Genomic DNA, 18,083 nt, shown 5'->3' with positions numbered 1-18,083 from the left:
ATTTTCAAAAATTGGATAATTTTAACACATTTAAAATAAATAAAAACCTAAATTTATGCCGCGCGGACGAAATTTAAATCCCAAATTCAACTAAAATTTTATAAAATTCCGCCTAAATTTTAAAGCTTAGGCGGACGTTTTGAAAAAACTGATTTTGGTTACTTGTATTTGGGCTTTTAGTTTCTCGCTGATAGGCGAGTTTTTGCGCGGCATAGACAGCGCGTATTTGGCATTTTCGCGTGTATCATTAGCGCTAATTTGCTTCCTGCCGTTTATGAAATTTCGCGGCGTAAATCCCGCTCTGGCGCTTAAAATTTGCGCCGTGGGCGCAGTACAGATCGGCGTGATGTATATCTTCTACTACCGCAGTTTTGCGTATTTGAAGGTCTATGAGGTGGCGCTTTTTACGATATTTACTCCGTTTTACGTGACGTTGCTTTACGACGCGCTTAAACTTAGATTTCGCGCGTTATACCTTTTCAGCGTCACAGTCGCGGTGCTTGGGGCTTTGGTGATAAAATTCGGCGCGATAAATTCCAAGTTTTTGACGGGCTTCTTGCTCGTACAAGGCGCAAATCTATGCTTCGGGCTCGGACAGAGCGCGTATAAATTTATGCTGGAGCGCCACGGCTTTAGCGAGCAGAAGGAGCTTTTCGGCTACTTTTTTGTGGGGGCCACCGCGGTTACGGCGATTGCCGCGATCGTGCTTGGGGATTTTTCTAAATTTAATCCTAGCTTCTCGCAGGGCGCGGTGATCGTGTATCTGGGCACGGTAGCCAGCGCTTTAGGGTATTTTTTGTGGAACAAAGGCGCGTGCGAAGTCGATAGCGGCGTGCTTGCGATTATGAATAACGCGCTCATCCCCGCAGCGATCGTCGTAAATTTGGTATTTTGGCAAAAGGATGCCGATCTGGCGCGCCTACTTGCGGGCTCGGCGCTGATTTATGTTTCGCTAATTTTACATAAAAAGATTATGAAATTTTACGCCGTGCGCGAGCAAAGAATTTAGTATTTAACTAAAATTTTATATTTTTACATTAGAATTAGCCCTTATTTTATTTGAAGTTGGCAAAATGAAAAAAACCTTGAAATTTATCGTCTTTATCGTACTTGTCTTTATTGCGATATATTTTTTATACGGTAAATTTTTTAAGCAAGAAGAGGCGCCGAAGGCCCTTACCACAAGGCTTGAAAAGGGTGATATTAGAGGCACGGTGACGGCTGCGGGAGAGGTTTACGCCAGGGATTTGGTCGATGTGGGCGCGCAGGTAAGCGGTCAGATCAAAAAGCTCTACGTCAAAGTTGGCGATAAGGTTCAAAAGGGCGATATGATAGCGCAGATCGATTCTGTCACGCAAGAAAACGAGATTGCGCAGCAAAAGGCGCAGCTTCTGATCCATGAGGCAAATTTAGCTTCGGCAAAGATCGCCGCGGCAAACGCTAAAACGCAGTATAACCGCGAGCTTGAGCTGTATAAAAGAAACGCCGCTTCTAAAGAGGCTGTGGAAAACGCCAAAAATAGCGCCGCTTTAAAAGAGGCCGAGCAGAAGCAGATCGAGGCGCAGATCGAGCAGACGAAACTTCAGCTAAGCACGGCGGAGACAAATTTCGGCTATACCAAGATCACGGCTCCGATAAGCGGCACGATCGTTTCAATGCCGGTAGAGGAGGGCAAAACGGTAAATTCCAACCAAACTACGCCTACGATCGTAAAGATTGCCGATCTAAGCAAGATGGAGATCAAGATGCAAATAGCCGAGGGCGATATATCCAAAGTAAAGGTCGGAATGGACGTAGAATACTCCATACTATCGGATCTGGATAATATCAAAAAGGCTAAAATTTACAAGATCGATCCGGGTCTTACCACGCTTAGCGACGGAACTTACGATAAAACTTCCAGCGGCTCTTCATCCTCCAGTAGCAGCGACAGCGCGATCTATTTTTATGCAAAGATGCTCGTAGACAATGAAAATGATTTTTTAAAGATCGGAATGACGACCGAAAACAACATAATCGTAAGCGAAGCGAACAATACGAGCTACCTACCTACCTCCGTTATCAAGCGCGACGCGAAAGGCGATTACGTCACGGTGCTTAACGGCAAAGAGCCTGAGCAGCGATACGTAAAAACGGGCGTCAGCGACGATTTGAATACAGAAATTTTAAGCGGTTTGGATGAAAAAGATGAGGTGCTTATTGCCGACGGAAAAGCCGCGCCGTTAAATATGGACGGGCCTCCGATGGTGTTTTAGTTAAATTTTATGGTGTAAAGATGCTAGAGCTTAAAGATATAAACAAAAAATTCATTCTCGGCGATAACGAAATCCACGTATTAAAGGACGTAAGCTTAAATATCGAAGCGGGCGAGTTTATATCGATAATCGGGCAATCCGGAAGCGGAAAATCGACGCTGATGAATATAATCGGCTGCATCGATACGCCAAGCAGCGGAAGCTACAAGATCGAAGGTCGCGAGACTGCAAATTTAAGCGGCGACGAGCTCGCTGCACTTAGAAGTAAAAAATTCGGCTTCGTCTTTCAAAAATATAATCTCATCGCCACGATGGACGCGACCGCAAACGTCGCGCTGCCTGCGGTGTATGCGGGCGTGGGGGCGAGCGAACGGACGAAACGAGCGGTGAAGCTTTTGAATAAGCTGGAGCTTGGCGATCGCACCAAAAATTTACCGAGTAAACTTAGCGGCGGGCAGCAGCAGCGCGTAAGTATCGCTCGCGCTCTGATAAACGGCGGCGAAGTGATTTTGGCAGACGAGCCTACCGGCGCGCTTGATAGCAAAAGCGGCGAGACAGTGATGCAAATTTTAACGGCGTTACACAAAGAGGGACATACCATCATCATCGTTACGCATGATGCGCATATTGCGGAATTTGCGGATCGTATCATCGAGATAAAAGACGGCAGAATTTTAAGCGATAAAAGAAAGACAGAACGGGTTTTCGAGCGCAAAAAAGAGCAGATCAAAACGAAAAATTCCTTTATATTTTGCAAAGATCAGCTCATAGAAAGCTTTAAAATGTCGATTAGCGCGATATTTTCGCATAAGCTAAGATCGATTTTGACGATGCTAGGTATCATCATCGGCATTGCGTCTGTTATCTGCGTAGTAGCTCTCGGTAAGGGTTCGGAGGAAAAAATTTTATCCGAGATCCGTAAAATTGGCACCAATACGATTGATATCTTTCCCGGTAAAAATTTCGGCGATGTGCGAGCGGGCTTTGTGAGCACCCTTACGATAAGCGATTCTAAAGTTTTGGCGCGCCAGCCCTACGTTGATTATGCCACACCAAATGCTTCTGCAAGCGGTACGGCAACCTATGCGAATTTAAGCTCTAAAGCCCAGATGCGCGGCGGCGGCGTGAATTCTTTGGCGGTTAATGGCATAGATATAGAAGATGGTAGAAATTTTAGCGACGATGATATTAAAAATTCTGCCTCTGTCGCGATTATTGATCCAAACACTAAAAAAACATTTTTTAAAAATTCAGATCCTATCGGCAAGACGATTTTATTTTCGGGTAAGCCACTTAAGATCATAGGAGTTTCGGGCAAGGATAAAAACGCCTTCGGAAGCAACGAAAATTTAAGAATTTACGCGCCGTACTCAACCGTGATGAATAAAATCACGGGCAATCGAAAAATCAGCTCTATCACCATCAAAATAAAAGACGATGTCAATACTCAAGTGGCCGAAGAGAGCCTAACTCAGCTGCTTATTCAAAGACATGGCTCGCGGGATTTTCATACGATGAACGCAGATACTATCAAACAAACAATACAAAGCACTACCGGCACGATGACGATTCTGATCTCATCAATCGCGGTGATTTCGCTCGTCGTCGGCGGCATCGGAGTGATGAATATCATGCTCGTAAGCGTTACCGAGCGTACGCGCGAAATCGGCATCAGAATGGCAATCGGCGCGAAGCAATCCAATATCTTGCAGCAGTTTTTGATAGAGGCGATCTTGCTTTGCTCGCTGGGTGGAGCTTTAGGAATTTTAATCGCTTTGGCGCTTGGATTTGCGTTTAATACCATAAGCCCGGATTTTGCGATGAAATTTACTACCGCGCCTTTCGTGATCGCCTTTGCGGCATCGTCCGCGATCGGTATAGTTTTCGGCTATCTGCCGGCAAGAAACGCCAGCAGATTAAATCCAATAGATGCTTTAGCACAAGAATAAACAAGGAGAGAAAATGATAAATTCCAAAGTAATTTTAAGCGGCATTTTAGCTGTTTTTATCGGCGGTTGTGCCTCAAATCAAAGTGAGGTCGAATTTAAACCTGTAGAGCATTTCAAGGACGAAAATGCAAGCTATGAAATCGATACGCTGTGGTATAAAAAATATGGCGAATCATATCTAAATAAGCTTGTAGATCAAGCCCTTGCGAATAACTACGATCTAAAAACGGCGGCTTTAAACGTTGAGAGTGCTTATGCAAATTTAGGGCTAAGCAGGGCTGATCTTTTTCCTACGCTAAGTAGCTCGTGGAGTGCGGGCGCTAATCGCGGCATAAGCACCGGCTCGAACTGGAACAAAACCTATAGCTCGGGTTTTAATGTAAGCTATGAGCTTGATCTTTTCGGCAAGATCCGCTCGGCGGTAAATGCCGAGGGCTGGAACGCCAAAGCTAGCGAGTTTGACCTTGAAAATACTCGCCTGACTCTTATAAATTCCGTCGTAAGCGGCTACTTCGAGATGCTTTATCTAAACGATTCGCTAAAATGGACAAAACAGAATTTAAGCGATTACCGAGAGATCGAAAAAATAATCAAGGCAAAATACGATTACGGCAAGTCCGAGCAGCTAGATTACAGGCAGATTCAAAATTCTATCCTAGGGCTTGAAAACAAGGTCTTAAGCATTCAAAAAAATATCGAGGATAATCATAAATATATGAGAAATCTCATCTCCTCCAGCTTGCAGTTTGATGATAACACCGATTCGATAAATTCCATAGAATTCCAAGGCGTTGATCTAAATGTGCCTTACACGGCGCTTGCTAACCGTCCAGATATTAGAGCTGCGATCGCTAGGTTGAATTCCAGTTTTTACGACGAACAGACCGCTAAGTTAAATTTTTTTCCTAGCGTAAATTTAGGTGCAGGGCTTACTAACGGGCAAGGTGTGAGCGCTAACGATAGCTTCAAGCTAAATTTTTTAAGCGGTAACGTAAGCATAAGTCTGCCGTTTTTGGATTATGCGAGGGTTGAAAACCGCCTTAAAATTTCGGAGATCGCTTTTCGCAAAAACGTCGTAAATTACGAACAGACGCTCTCTAACGCTACTAATGAAGTGCTAAATTTATATAGAATTTATCAGATCAATCTGGCTAGCCTTAAAAATTTAAGTGCCGCTTATGACGAAAAGGCGCGTATTGCCGATCTTTACGCTGCGAAATACGAAGCAGGCTCAAGCGAGCTAAAGGATATGCTAGAAGCCCGCACCGACGCTGTAAATGCTAAGATAAACGAGCTAAATCAAAGATATTTGACGCTTCAAAACGAGGCGGCGATCTATCGCGCGATGGCAGGCAAATTTAAACGCAAATGAAAAAGGCTTTGATATTTTGGCTGCTTTGCGGCGCTATATTTGCTGATTCCACGGCGTTAAGAGCGCAAGATGACGCAGTAGACCTCGGCGTTAGCGTATATGCTGCGAATGATAAACAATCAGAATTTGAGAAAAACCATAGTGAAATTTTGTTAAATCGTCAAAAAAATGAATTAGATAGGCAAAGCCTGCAAAATAATTTACAGCGTGAATCAAAAAGCGTAGGCGACCACGATGGTTTTTCGATGAAAAAACAGCCGATGCAAGATATCAAAGAGCGAAACAATAGAAATGAGAAGGACTTAAAACTGCGCCGTAAAAAGCTTCAAGGCGACGCTTATCGACGCTAGGGCTGCTTTTGTTTATCGGTTTTTAAGTAAAGTTTCTATAAAATCTCCGCTTTACATTTTCTTAAAGGAACAGTTATGAAAAGAACGTACCAACCCCACAATACCCCTAAAAAGCGTACTCACGGCTTTCGCGTCCGCATGAAAACAAAAAACGGCCGCAGAGTTTTAAGTGCAAGACGTGCTAAAGGCAGAAGAAGATTGGCTGCGTAGGCGAATTTGCTGCGATAAGCGATAGCAGGGTTTTTTCGGAGGTTTATAAAAGTGCGGCAAAGTGGCATTGCGAATGCGCTGTTGTGTATTTTTTAGCTAGCGAACAGCGTAAATTTAGCGCAGTCGCCAGTAAAAAAATAGGCAATTCGGTCACGCGAAATTACGCTAAAAGACGTTTACGCGCAGCGTTTTATAATCAAAAAGACGTCATTGTTAGCGGAATTTTTATATTAATCGCAAAAAAACGGATCATAGATATGAGCTTTGAAGACATTGAGCGAAATTTAAAATGGGCGTTTAAAAAGATCGGCGCAGTAAAATGAAGAAATTTTTTATAGCCGCGATCGGGTTTTATCGAAAATTTATTTCGCCTTTGCTACCGCGCTGTTGCCGTTATTATCCGAGCTGTTCGGAATACGCGCTTTATGAGTTTAAGTTTAACGGCGTCTTTGGCGCACTATGTGCCGTAACGGCTAGAATTTTAAGATGCAATCCGCTCTTTAGCGGTGGCATAGATTATCCTATAATCGCGCGAAATTTCAAATTTTGCGTATTTTCTAAAATCCGCAGTAGCAATGCCTCTGCGGATAAATTTAAGCTTTGGTTTATACCATATAAAAAAAATAGATATTACGTCATACGACTAGGAGAAAATAGTGCTAGATAAACTTCCCCAATCAAAGCGCCTTGCTATCGCAATAGCAACTGCGCTCATATTTTTTGTAGCTTACGATCATTTTTATTTATCAAAAATTCGCGCCGCAATGGAGGCAAACGCAACCGCGGCGCAAATCGCGCAAAAAAATACCGCCAAGTCTGCTCCGCAAACTTCCGCCGCTGGCGTGAGCGCGCAGGGAGCAAATTTAAATACCGCAAATTCCATCTCTGCACCGTTAGTACGCGTAGTCGGCAAAGAAGCAAATTTTACGATCGACGGACTTGGTCGCATAAGCTCGTATGCGCTAAATGATGCTAAATTCCGTGACGAAAACGGCGATGCGATAAATTTAATTGATCCTAAATCACATTCTAAACCGCTTGAGATGCGCTTCGAGGACGCGGCGTTGAATGCGATGGCTTTCGATACTCCTTACAGCACTTCATCTAGCGAGCTGGACGTACGAAACGGAGAGGCTAGCGTTACATTAAGTCAAAGTTTAGGCGTCGTTAGCATAAATAAAATTCTTACCTTTTATCCAAATGGTAGTTATAAATTGAATCTGAAATTAAGCGGCAATGCGCGTTATTTTATCAGCCCCGGCTCGCGCCCGAACGTAGAAGTAGATAGCTATACGGTTCACGGCGTCATCGTTGGAAAACCGGGCGAAGCAGGAATTTCAGATAAAATCGCTTCATTTTTTACGGGCTCGCAGGCTATAAACGAAAGCGTAGAAATTTTTAAAGATGGCGATGTGGATAAAAACGAGCGAATAAGTGGCGCAAATATCGCTGCGAGCTCGGATCGTTATTATACGACGCTATTTTACGGAGAGAGCTTGAATGCGACCGTGACTGACGCAGATAAAATTTCGCAGGTTTTCATAGGCTCAGACGGTGATTTTAGTCTTATGGGCTATATCGGCGCGAAAGATCACGCGACGCTAAGCTCGATAAATCCTGCTCTTACGCACATTATCGAATACGGCTGGTTTACCTTCATCGCCCGCCCGATGTTTAAATTTCTGAACTGGCTGCACGGCTATATCGGTAACTGGGGCTGGTCGATCGTCGTGCTCACGCTCATTATCCGCCTAATCTTATTCCCGCTAAGCTACAAGGGAATGCTATCGATGAATAAGCTAAAAGATCTGGCGCCCAAGATGAAAGAGCTTCAAGAAAAATACAAGGATGATAAGCAAAAGCTGCAGATGCATATGATGGATCTGTATAAGAAAAACGGTGCCAATCCGATGGGCGGCTGCTTACCGATCCTGCTTCAAATACCGGTATTTTTCGCGATCTACCGCGTGCTGCTTAATGCGATCGAGCTAAAGGGCGCGGAGTGGGCGCTTTGGATACACGATCTGTCGCTTAAAGATCCATATTACATCCTGCCGATTACGATGGGAATTTTGATGTTTTTGCAGCAAAAGATTACGCCGACTACATTTACCGATCCGATGCAAGAGAAGATGATGAAATTCTTGCCGCTCATTTTTACGGTATTTTTTGTGATGTTCCCTGCTGGTCTTACGCTATACTGGACGGTAAATAACTTCTGCTCCATTATCCAGCAATACGTCATTAATAAAGCCTTTGCTAGGCATAAACAAGCTCAAATAGCGGAGAAAAAATCATGATAATTGAAGCAGAAAATTTAAAAGACGCATATAATAAAGCAGCAGCTGAGCTAGGATGCTCGGTAACGCAGCTTAACGTGCGCGTGCTGCAGCATCCAAGCAGCGGATTTTTGGGCTTTTTTAAGAAAAATGCTGTAATAGAAGCGGTTTTGGAGGGAGAAAAATTTAGTGAAAATCCGGAATTTAACGCCTCGCAAAATAAAGTCGGTAAGGCAGAGAAAAAGCATAGCGATAAATCAGAGCCTCAAAGTCCGCGCGCCACGCATTCTAAACATCGCAAAGAAAAGCAAAAGGGCGTTGTGACGGATGAAATTTTATCCGATATCAAAGAGAAGCTATCTGCACTTTTCAGATCAAGCGAGTTTAATATCGAAGTTAGCGATGTTAGCAAAATAGACGAAAATACTGTCTATATCAAGCTGCAAGGCGAGGATAGCGCGCTGCTTATCGGTAAAGAAGGACACCGCTACAAGGCACTTTCGTATATGATTTATAACTGGATCAGCATCAGATATGATCTTGCCGTAGTTTTTGAAATCGCGGAATTTTTACAAAATCAAGAACGATTTATCGATTCTTATGTAAATGCACTCGTAGAGCGCTCTGGAAATGAGCGTATCGTCACGAAAGCTTTTGATGGCGCATTTATCAAAATCGTAGCCGACAAGCTAAAACAAGCATATCCGGATCGTTTCGTGGGCATCAAATCCACGCGTAGCGGCAAAATCGTCATCGTAGACGAAAAAAGCTAATCGTGAGCGAGACTATCGCCGCTATCGCTACGGCTCACGGCATCGGCGGAATTTGCATAGTTAGAATTTCAGGCGAGGAAGCGCTATCTATCGCTTTAAGCCTTTCACATCGCAGTTCTTTGCGCCCTCGCTATGCCACGCTTGTGAATCTTTTTGACGCAAGCGGCGAAGCGTTCGGCGAGGCGATTTTGATATATTTTAAAGCTCCGCATAGCTTTACCGGCGAGGATGTCGTAGAAGTGCAGACCCACGGCGGCTTTACGGCTTCGTCCTTGGCGTTAGATGCCGTGCTGGCTCTGGGTGCGCGCATAGCAAATCCGGGCGAGTTTAGTAAGCGAGCGTTTTTAAACGGTAAAATGGATCTTAGTAAAGCCGAAGCCATAAGTGATCTGATTAATTCTCGCTCGCAAAGTGCGGCTAAAATTTTAGCTAGAAACCTGCGGGGCGAGCTGGCAGACTTCGTTGCAAATCTGCGCGCAGCTCTGGTTAAGACGCTGGCCTTCGTCGAGGTTTGCATCGACTACGCAGAGGACGATCTGCCTTCTGATGTGCTGCAAAACTCGCAAGAAATGCTTAGCCAGAATATCGCTTCTCTAGAAAAAATCACTCGCATCAGCCGCAGCCGAAAGGGGTTGATCGAGGGCTTTAAAGTAGCGATTGTGGGTAAGCCCAATGTCGGTAAATCAAGCATTTTAAATTCTATGCTGAGCTTTAGTCGCGCTATCGTGAGCGACGAAGCGGGCACTACGCGCGATCTCATCGAAGAAAGCCTGCAGATAGGCACTCATCTAATCCGTATAGTCGATACCGCAGGTATCAGACACGGCGGCTCAAAGCTTGAAAGTATCGGCATTTCATATTCGCTTCGCGCTGCAGGCGAGGCGGACGTGATTTTGGCAGTGTTTGATGCAAGTCGCGAATGGGACGCCGAGGACGCGCAGATCCTAAAAATACTGCGCGAACAAAAAGACAAAAAAATCATCTACGTTTTAAATAAATGCGACTTGTCGCGTAAATTTCATCCTAGTGTGGAGGATCTTGACGAGGATTTAGAGGTTTTTTCTGCAAAAAATTTAGCATCCGAAAATCCCATACCAGAGAATTTCGCAGCCGAAAATTTAAAGCAAAGTCGGACCTGCGATGCTTCTTTAAATTCCTACGCGCAGAATTTAAGAGCTAAAAATTTAAAGCGTGACTTAAGCGCGCAAAATTTTACTTCCACAAATTCCGCGCCTACAAGCCAAATAGCCCTTGTGAATTTTATAAATCCGATGGAGCAGAATTCCGCCGCAAAAGCGGGACTAGCGTCGCCAAATACTGAGCGCGCTACTGTAGGCTGTGCTGCGGAGGATTTTATGCAGGATAATTCCAAACAAAATTCTGCAAATTCCATCGCGCCTAATAGCTCTGCAATAAATTCCGTTAGGCAAAACACCCAGGCAAATTCTATTTTTACGCCACTTGAAATTTCTGCAAACGAGGGCGTAGATAAAATTTTAACCGCACTTGAGAGCTACTTAAATTCTCAAAATTTCGATGGCCTTATGCTAAGCAATGAGCGGCAAATTATATCTTGTGAGAGCGCGCTTGCGGCTCTTAAAAATGCGAGCGAGCACCTAGTTTGCGGCGAGCTTGAGCTTTTTGCATTTGAGATAAATCGCGCGATTGAGGCGATTGCACGTATTTCGCGTCCTTTTGAGCGAGACGAAATTCTAGACGAAATGTTTAGCAATTTTTGCCTCGGCAAATAGCGTTTTAGCTACTAATTAGCCAAAATTCAATATAATCTCGCATTTAAAACGAGGTCTTTATGAAGGAAAAAATCCAATATTTTTTGGCGCTGGGTCTGATAAAATTTGCAAAATTCGCGCCGAAAAGTTTCATATTCGCATTTTTCGACAAGCTCGCACTTTTTGCATCGTGGAAGCTTAGCAGGCGCGTTAAAGTCGCGCAGGATAACCTTTGCGCCGCCTATCCGCAAAAAAGCGAAAGTGAGCTTCACGCTCTTGCGATCGAGAATTTTCGCAGTATCGCTAGGACGCTTACCGACACGCTTTTATTTTACAATGGCAGACTAAAATTTGATGATCTGATTTCAAACGGCGAGCAGGCGCTAGAGCGCGTCCGAAAGCTAAAAGGTGATAATCCGCACGGGATTTTATTTTTTACGGCGCATTTTGGAAATTGGGAAATTTTAGCCAATTTTTTCGGCGCCAACGGCTTTCCCGTCTCGGTAGTCGGGCGTCGCAGCGATAATGAGTTGATCGAAGAGCGGCTCGTGGCGCCGTTTCGCGAGCGCTACGGCAACGACCTTATTTACAAGGACGATGCGATGCGCAGGCTCGTGCAGGCGCTAAAGCAGGGGCGCAATGTAGGCATTCTACCCGATCAAAAGCCGGGCCCTAAAAACAGCCTGATTACGACCTTTTTTGGACGGCAATGCTACACCACAAAGACCATCGCGTCGCTTTATTTGAAATTTCATCCCGTGCTGATCCCGATCTTTGCGCGGCGCGGCGCGGATAATCGCTATGAGATCGTCATAAAGGACTTCCCGCCGCCGCCCGAGGGGCTAGATAAAGACGAGGCAGAGTTATTTATCACGCAAAAGTGCAACGACATTTTCGAAGAGGTCGTGCGAACTGCGCCGCAGCAGTGGTTTTGGATACACAAACGATGGAAGATGGACTGATGGCGCGGCAAATTTCAAGAGTCGAGAGCAGACGGGGTGTCATAAGAAATTTATCCGCGCCGCAGGGCTCGCGCCTTTTTGCAAAAGAGCAAAGCGTCGAAAATTTAAGTAGAGCTGCGCGAGAAAGTAAAATTTTAAATCGCGAAAGCTATATAGCGATCGCCGCCGCGCGAGATGGTAAAAATTCGGATTTCAAAAATTTCATATCGATTTGCGGCTGTCCCTCTTGCACTTTGCGGCGCGAAAGCTTTAGCGATAAAAATTTAAGAGCGGACGCTCCAGATTGCGCGTGGCGCGCAGGCAGCGGCTCTCTAAATTTAAACAGCGAAAGCTCCTGCGCAAATCCGCCCGCAGCAAAAAATTCGCATCGAAAAGCACTCATCTTAAGCGACAGCCGCAAGGGACACGAGAATCAAAGCATCGCATTTTGCGAGCTAAGAGGGCTTGAGTTTTGCATTTGCAAGATCGCTTACGCAAACAAGTTTCTTAAACTCTGCTCCTACGCGCTTGATTTTTTAGGGCTTTATTTTAAAATTTTTAAGTGCGATCTCGGTGGGGGTGGCATAGCGGCGGACTACAAAAACGGATCGAATTTAAATAGTTCCGCTCTAAACAGCTCCGTCGCGCCGAATGGCACCAATTCAAACGCCGTATCATATAGCGCAAGTTTAGACGCTGCATCAGATCGTAATTTAAATTTCGCAGATTTCGATCTGTTCGTAGGCGCGGGCTCTACGACCTATTACGCGCTGAAATTTTACGCGCGCAGATACGCAAAGCCGAGTATAGCGCTGATGTATCCGAAGGGCTACCGCAAGGATTTTAGCGTCATCATCGCAGGCGCGCACGATCGCCCAAAGCCGCGCGCAAATCTTAAAATTTCGCCAGTTTCGCTTAGCTTTTCACGTCCGCAGGGGCTGTATAAGCCGCAGCGCAAGGCGGTAGGATTTATCGTCGGCGGGCCGAATTCCTGCTTTGAGATGGGGGATGAAATTTTAAATCAGATAGAGGGCGTAAGAGCGCAGTTTGTGGACTGCGAGTTTGCGCTAACGACCTCTCCGCGCACGCCGAGGGCTACCGAGAGCGCGCTAGAAAAGCTTGGCTGGGATTACAGCGTGATTTATAGCCGCGAGCCCGTAAATCCGATCGGCGATTTTTTGGCGCAGTGCGAGTGGGTCTTTATCAGCGAGGACAGCGTCTCGATGATAAGCGAGGCTGCATCTAACGGGAGCGCGAGCGTGGCTATTTTGAGTTTAAAACGCAAAGATGCTCATAATAAATTTGATGATTTTATAAGCGCTCTCGTTTCTACGGGTCACGCTAGGCGCTACGATGAAGCGCTAAAAAAGACTGCGAAGTACGATCTTAAGGCGTTTGTGAGGGAGATAAAAATATGAGGGTCGTGCAAATCCTGCCCGAGCTTAACGAAGGCGGCGTCGAGCGCGGCGTAGTCGAGCTAAATAGAGAGTTTGCGCGGCGCGGCATCGAAAATTTCGTTATCAGTAACGGCGGCAAATTGGCGCCAAAGATAGAAAACGAGGGCGGCGTGCACGTACAGCTCGACGTTTGCTCCAAAAATATCCTAAGCGTTGCGGCGCGCGTTTTAAAGCTGCGTAAAATTTTAAACGAAATTTCTCCAGACATCGTGCATGTCCGCTCACGCGTGCCGGCGTGGCTGGTTAAATTTGCTCGCCCGCGTGCAAAGATCGTAAGCACCGTGCATGGGATAAATTCCGTAAATTTCTACAGCAAAATCATGACGGATGCGGACGCGATTATCTGCCCTAGCGGCTATACGCGCGATCACGTGGTGAAAAGCTACGGCGTAGACGCAGCCAAGATCATGATCATTCCGCGCGGCATTGATCTAGAAAAATTTAATCCCAAAAATTTAGACGGGCGCTTCATTGCAGAATTTCGGCAGAATTTTAACCTCGCGCAGGATGATTTCATCGTCTCAAGCATTGGGCGCATCACGCAGATTAAGGATTACAAAACTCTGATTCGCGCCGCGGCTTTGGCAAGCGAACAAAATCTTAAAATTTTGATCGTAGGCGGCGTGAGAGCGGATCGCGACGAGTATTTTTCCGAGCTAAAATCGCTCGTAGAGGGGCTTGGACTGGGCGAGCGCGTAATTTTTGCAGGCTCGCAGAGCAAGGTAGCCGAAATTTACTCGCTCTCGTCGGTCACGGTAAGCGCCTCAAGCAAGCCCGAGAGCTTCGGGCGGTCGATGGCTGAGGCGATCGCGCTAAACTGTCCCGTGATCGCGACCCGTCACGGCGGCGCGCTCGATATTATCAAAGAGGGCGAAAACGGCTATTTTTTTGACGTGGGCGACGCGCAGGCGCTGGCGGGGCTGTTTGCCCCCGCGCGCGAGCTGAAATTTGACGGCTACGGCTACGTTTCGCAAAACTTCAGCCTAGAGCAGATGGTAGAAAAAACGATAAAGGTTTATGAGAGTTTAATATGAAAAAATTTTTTTACGAAAACGGCGCGCCTAGCGGCTGGAGGATCACATTTTTAACGCTGCTGCTTCTTTGGTGCGCGTCGCTGTTTTTCAAAAACGCGGTCTATCAGATCTCTTTTGCAGCGCTAAATTTACTCTTTTTGGCGCATCTATTGTATTTTAAAAACTACGAAATTCTAAGCGAAATTTTGAAAAAAACGCGATTTATTGCGATCTGCTTCGTCTGCGTCGTCGCGACGCTAGCGATCTCAAACCTCCTAAACGAGGCGGTTATCTCAAAAAAAGCATGGCAGAGCACCATATTTTTCGTCCTTCGATACGGCGCGATATTTTTGGCGCTTTGCTATTTTCACAAGCTTAAATTTTTTGATGAAAACGCCGTTTTCGCCTTTCTGTTCGTGGGGCTTGGAATTTTATCAGTGAGCGTGATCTATCAGTTTGCAAGTAGTCCTGACGCGATCGTCTTTTCAAACAATTCCACTCGCGGAGGTCTTAGTGGAGCGCTTTCGAACCGCAATATCTTAGGGCTTTTTATGGGCTTTGGGCTCTGCCTTAGCGCGGTGGCGATACGGCGGCCTTTGGCGCTTAAATTTGCGGCTCTATTTTTGTTTGCGTTTTTTATGATCTTTTCATTTTCCAGAGCAGCGTGGGTCGGCGCGTTCTGCGCGCTTGCGTTTTACGGCGCGCTAAATTTAAAGAGCCTAAACAAAAAATACCTACTTTTCACGGTGGGTTTCATCGCGATTTTTGCCGTTTTACTCGCGCTTTCGCCCTCGTTTGAGCAAAGGCTAGCAGCGCTATTTAGCGGCGATTCTTCGGGTAGGACCGTGATTTGGAGCTACATTTTAGAGATGGCACAAGAAAAGCCTATCTTGGGCTATGGGCTGGGCTCATATATAAATTTGCCGGGCTCCCCGGTCCTTGAGCATCCTGAATACAACGCGCCGCACAATCTATTTTTAGAAATTTTACTTTATAGCGGCGCGCTCGGCCTCATCTTTTACTGCGCGATCCTATTTAGCGTTTTTAAGGAGTGCATTCAAAGCAGGCAGTTTGGGGTTCTCACGCTTCTAATCTATCTTTTGATAGATTGCCAGTTCGATCACGGCGCGTATCTGTCGAAAGAAGCGCTAAGTCTGGCTACGATTTTGAGCTTTTTAGCTTATCGCATGAGGATCGAGCGATGATCTACGCGGCGCTTTTGGCTTTTGCGGCGGCGGCGCTTTTTGCGTGGTTTTGTCTGCGCTTTGCGTGGTGGGCAAAGGATCTGTCTTACGAGTATCCGCGCGTGCTGATGTATCATATGATCCGCGAGCATCTGCCAAAGCGCGCCTCTAAATTTAACCGCCTGCGCGTGATCCCCGCCGCGTTTGAAAAACAGCTTGCGTGGCTGAAGCAAAACGGCTTTACGAGCTACACTCTAAGCGAGCTTGCGAGTTTGGATAGCAAGCCTGCAAAGGCGGTTTGTATTACCTTCGACGACGGGTATCGCGATAATCTCGCGAGCGCCCTGCCGATACTTCAAAAATACGGCTTTAAAGCGACGATTTTCATAGTAAACCGGCGCTTTGACGGGAACTGGGCGACCGATAAGGATCTGAAAAAATCAAGCGACGAGCTAAATCGCGAGGAGATGTTAAGTGATGAGGAGGTCCGCGAGCTTTTGCAAAGCGGGCTCATCGAGATCGGCTCGCATACGCTCGATCACGCAAACTTGCCTAGCTTAGACGCGCAAGAGCAGCTGCGCCAGATGAGCGAATCAAAGCAAGAAATAGAGGCGAAATTTGAGATCTCTTGTAGCGCTTTTGCCTATCCGTTCGGCTTTTACGACGAGATTAGCGTGCGCTGCGCGCGCGAGGCGGGCTTTAGCTGTGCCGTTACGACGCAAAACGACGTGTTGCGCCCGCACTACTCAAATTTTGAAATTCCGCGTATCATGGTTAGCGGCAGGCAGGGGCTTTTTAGCTTCATTTTGAAGATGAAGAAGGGCAGAAATAGATGAAAATCGCCTATCTTTGCTGCTCCAGATTTTACGGCGGCGTCGAAAAGATCGTAATCGACTCGCTAAATGAGCTTTGCAAAAGCGAGCATGCGGCGCTAATCGTGCCCGATAGATGCGAGTTTTTGCAGCGCTTGGATGCTCGCGTGCAAATTTATCAGTACAAAAGCCGCGACAAGCGCTACAATCCGTTTTTGTTCGCTGAAATTTATCGGTTTTTGCGCTCGGGCGGATTTGAAATTTTACATTCGCACGGCGCCAAAGCCGCGCAGATCGGCTTTGTAGTTGAAAAATTTTTAAGCCTTAAGCTTGTCGCGACAAAACACAACGACCGCAAGGCGCCCGTTTTCGATCGCGTGCGAAACGTCATCGCAGCCTCGCGCAAGGTCGCAACCACGATAAATCACGCCGCGAAGGTGATATATTTCGGTATAGAGCCGCGGCGGGAGTTTGTAAATCATGAAATTTTCGCGCGCTGCAAGGACGCGGAGGGCGCCGCAAATAGGGCGCTTGAGGGGGAAAAAGATACGTGTGGCGACTCGGCTAGCGGCACGTTCGCATCACAAAACATGGCTGGCGCTGTATTTGCGTCGCAAGATACGCCTAGCGGGGCGCGCGTGTCTCAAGATAGGGTTTTCGATGCGGACTCATCGCAAAATAAGACTAGCAACGTATTCGTATCGCAACAGGGCGCAAGCGCGGCGGCGGAAAATTTTAAATTTAGCATCGTCGCGGTCGGCAGGCTCGATAAGATCAAGGGTTTTGATCTTTTGATCCGCGCCGTAAGCGAACTGAAATTCGATTTCGAGCTTAAAATTTACGGTCATGGCGGCGAGAGGCAAAATTTGCAAAATTTAATCGATTCGCTAAATTTGCAGGACTACGTGCGGCTATGCGGCTTTTGCGACGACGTCGCGGCGGCTCTTGCCGCGTCGCACCTGCACGTCATCAGCTCGCGCAAGGAGGGCTTTCCGGTGATTTTGATCGAAGGTATTTTTTATTCACCCGTGCTGATATCCACCCGCGTGGGCGGGATTTCGGAAATTTTAAGCGAGGAGTTTTTGTACGAGGCGGCGGATTTGAGCGCTAAGATCGATGAAATTTACCGCACTTACGGCAAATACGCCAGGGTTTTTGCGCAAAAACACGCCAAGTTCAAGCAAACTTTGACGCTGCAAAATTATATTAGCTCGCTTAAGAATTACTACGAGGAGCTGTTATGCGAAGCCTAAAGATCGTGCATTGTGGCATTTTCAACGAATACGACGACGGCAGTTTTTTCTACGGCATGGAGCGTAAGATCAGCCACGGGCTTATCCGCGGCGGACACTTCGTCTATGATTTTAGCTACCGCGATTGGGAGCGGAGCCTGCGCTTTTGCGGGCTGAAAAACAGCGGCTTAAAAAAGATGAACGCCAAACTCGTTAGCGTATGCGAAAATATCGGCGCCGATCTGCTTTTAATCGGCAAAGGCGAAAAGATCAGTCTTGGCACGCTGCAGGCGATAAAATCGGCGCTTCCTAAGATTAAAATCGCGATCTGGTACGTCGATCATCTGCAAGAAAAACGGGAATTTTTCGAAAAGCTAAGCTTCATCGACGTGTTTTTTTGGGCGAATGCGCTGAAGCTGCGCGATCTTTCGGCAAGATACGGCGCGAAATTCGCCTTTTTCCCAAACATCTCCGACGCGGCGTTTGATAGACGCCTAGACGCCGCTAAAACGACCGACGTGATCTA

Annotated in this window: 18 protein-coding genes; all 18 read left to right on the top strand. The window is 46.4% G+C overall.

Going from position 1 to position 18,083, the window contains the following annotated elements; all coding sequences use genetic code 11:
- Positions 1-139: 139 nt before the first annotated feature.
- Entirely contained in the window at positions 140-1,009 is an 870-nt protein-coding gene (locus tag KH703_RS03315) for an EamA family transporter (protein WP_304294121.1), read from the top strand.
- Positions 1,010-1,073: 64 nt separating this feature from the next.
- Positions 1,074-2,255 carry an efflux RND transporter periplasmic adaptor subunit gene (locus tag KH703_RS03310; RefSeq protein ID WP_304294119.1) on the top strand — a complete coding sequence of 394 codons (1,182 nt, stop codon included), beginning with the start codon at positions 1,074-1,076 and terminating at the stop codon, positions 2,253-2,255.
- Positions 2,256-2,275: 20 nt separating this feature from the next.
- Entirely contained in the window at positions 2,276-4,204 is a 1,929-nt protein-coding gene (locus KH703_RS03305; RefSeq protein ID WP_304294118.1) for a MacB family efflux pump subunit, read from the top strand.
- 13 nt (positions 4,205-4,217) lie between these two features.
- Positions 4,218-5,576: an efflux transporter outer membrane subunit gene (locus KH703_RS03300; RefSeq protein ID WP_304294116.1), complete on the top strand. Its 1,359-nt coding sequence runs from the start codon at positions 4,218-4,220 to the stop codon at positions 5,574-5,576.
- Positions 5,573-5,926, top strand: a complete 354-nt coding sequence (locus KH703_RS03295) for a hypothetical protein (protein WP_304294114.1) — start codon at positions 5,573-5,575, stop codon at positions 5,924-5,926. Before KH703_RS03300 ends, KH703_RS03295 begins: the two co-directional genes overlap by 4 nt.
- 75 nt (positions 5,927-6,001) lie before the next feature.
- On the top strand, positions 6,002-6,136 hold the full coding sequence (gene rpmH / locus KH703_RS03290) for a 50S ribosomal protein L34 (RefSeq protein ID WP_005873223.1): 135 nt from the start codon (positions 6,002-6,004) through the stop codon (positions 6,134-6,136).
- Positions 6,124-6,459 (top strand): ribonuclease P protein component, encoded by a 336-nt coding sequence (rnpA, locus tag KH703_RS03285; RefSeq protein WP_369692721.1) that lies wholly within the window; start codon positions 6,124-6,126, stop codon positions 6,457-6,459. Before rpmH ends, rnpA begins: the two co-directional genes overlap by 13 nt.
- Entirely contained in the window at positions 6,456-6,803 is a 348-nt protein-coding gene (gene yidD / locus KH703_RS03280; protein WP_304294112.1) for a membrane protein insertion efficiency factor YidD, read from the top strand. The genes rnpA and yidD overlap by 4 nt, the downstream gene beginning before the upstream one ends.
- A complete protein-coding gene (gene yidC / locus KH703_RS03275) occupies positions 6,793-8,436 on the top strand; it encodes a membrane protein insertase YidC (RefSeq protein WP_304294110.1) in 1,644 nt (547 codons plus the stop codon). Before yidD ends, yidC begins: the two co-directional genes overlap by 11 nt.
- Positions 8,433-9,188: a Jag N-terminal domain-containing protein gene (locus tag KH703_RS03270; protein WP_304294107.1), complete on the top strand. Its 756-nt coding sequence runs from the start codon at positions 8,433-8,435 to the stop codon at positions 9,186-9,188. The genes yidC and KH703_RS03270 overlap by 4 nt, the downstream gene beginning before the upstream one ends.
- Before the next feature lie 2 nt (positions 9,189-9,190).
- Positions 9,191-10,939, top strand: coding sequence for a tRNA uridine-5-carboxymethylaminomethyl(34) synthesis GTPase MnmE (gene mnmE / locus KH703_RS03265; RefSeq protein WP_304294106.1), 1,749 nt, complete (start codon positions 9,191-9,193; stop codon positions 10,937-10,939).
- A 59-nt stretch (positions 10,940-10,998) separates the two neighbouring features.
- Positions 10,999-11,880, top strand: a complete 882-nt coding sequence (locus KH703_RS03260; protein ID WP_304294104.1) for a lysophospholipid acyltransferase family protein — start codon at positions 10,999-11,001, stop codon at positions 11,878-11,880.
- On the top strand, positions 11,850-13,277 hold the full coding sequence (locus KH703_RS03255; protein ID WP_304294102.1) for an ELM1/GtrOC1 family putative glycosyltransferase: 1,428 nt from the start codon (positions 11,850-11,852) through the stop codon (positions 13,275-13,277). The genes KH703_RS03260 and KH703_RS03255 overlap by 31 nt, the downstream gene beginning before the upstream one ends.
- Positions 13,274-14,350, top strand: a complete 1,077-nt coding sequence (locus KH703_RS03250; protein WP_304294101.1) for a glycosyltransferase family 4 protein — start codon at positions 13,274-13,276, stop codon at positions 14,348-14,350. The genes KH703_RS03255 and KH703_RS03250 overlap by 4 nt, the downstream gene beginning before the upstream one ends.
- Entirely contained in the window at positions 14,347-15,534 is a 1,188-nt protein-coding gene (locus KH703_RS03245) for an O-antigen ligase (RefSeq protein WP_304294100.1), read from the top strand. The genes KH703_RS03250 and KH703_RS03245 overlap by 4 nt, the downstream gene beginning before the upstream one ends.
- Positions 15,531-16,349: a polysaccharide deacetylase family protein gene (locus tag KH703_RS03240; RefSeq protein ID WP_304294098.1), complete on the top strand. Its 819-nt coding sequence runs from the start codon at positions 15,531-15,533 to the stop codon at positions 16,347-16,349. The genes KH703_RS03245 and KH703_RS03240 overlap by 4 nt, the downstream gene beginning before the upstream one ends.
- On the top strand, positions 16,346-17,578 hold the full coding sequence (locus KH703_RS03235) for a glycosyltransferase (protein WP_304294096.1): 1,233 nt from the start codon (positions 16,346-16,348) through the stop codon (positions 17,576-17,578). The genes KH703_RS03240 and KH703_RS03235 overlap by 4 nt, the downstream gene beginning before the upstream one ends.
- On the top strand, positions 17,566-18,083 hold a 518-nt coding region (locus tag KH703_RS03230; RefSeq protein WP_304294094.1), incomplete at its 3' end, for a hypothetical protein. The genes KH703_RS03235 and KH703_RS03230, both read left to right, overlap by 13 nt.

Source organism: Campylobacter gracilis, assembly GCF_018374135.1.
GTDB classification, from domain to species: domain Bacteria; phylum Campylobacterota; class Campylobacteria; order Campylobacterales; family Campylobacteraceae; genus Campylobacter_B; species Campylobacter_B gracilis_A.
Note: the sequence above shows the minus strand (reverse complement) of the source record. Positions and strands in the feature narration are given on the sequence as shown.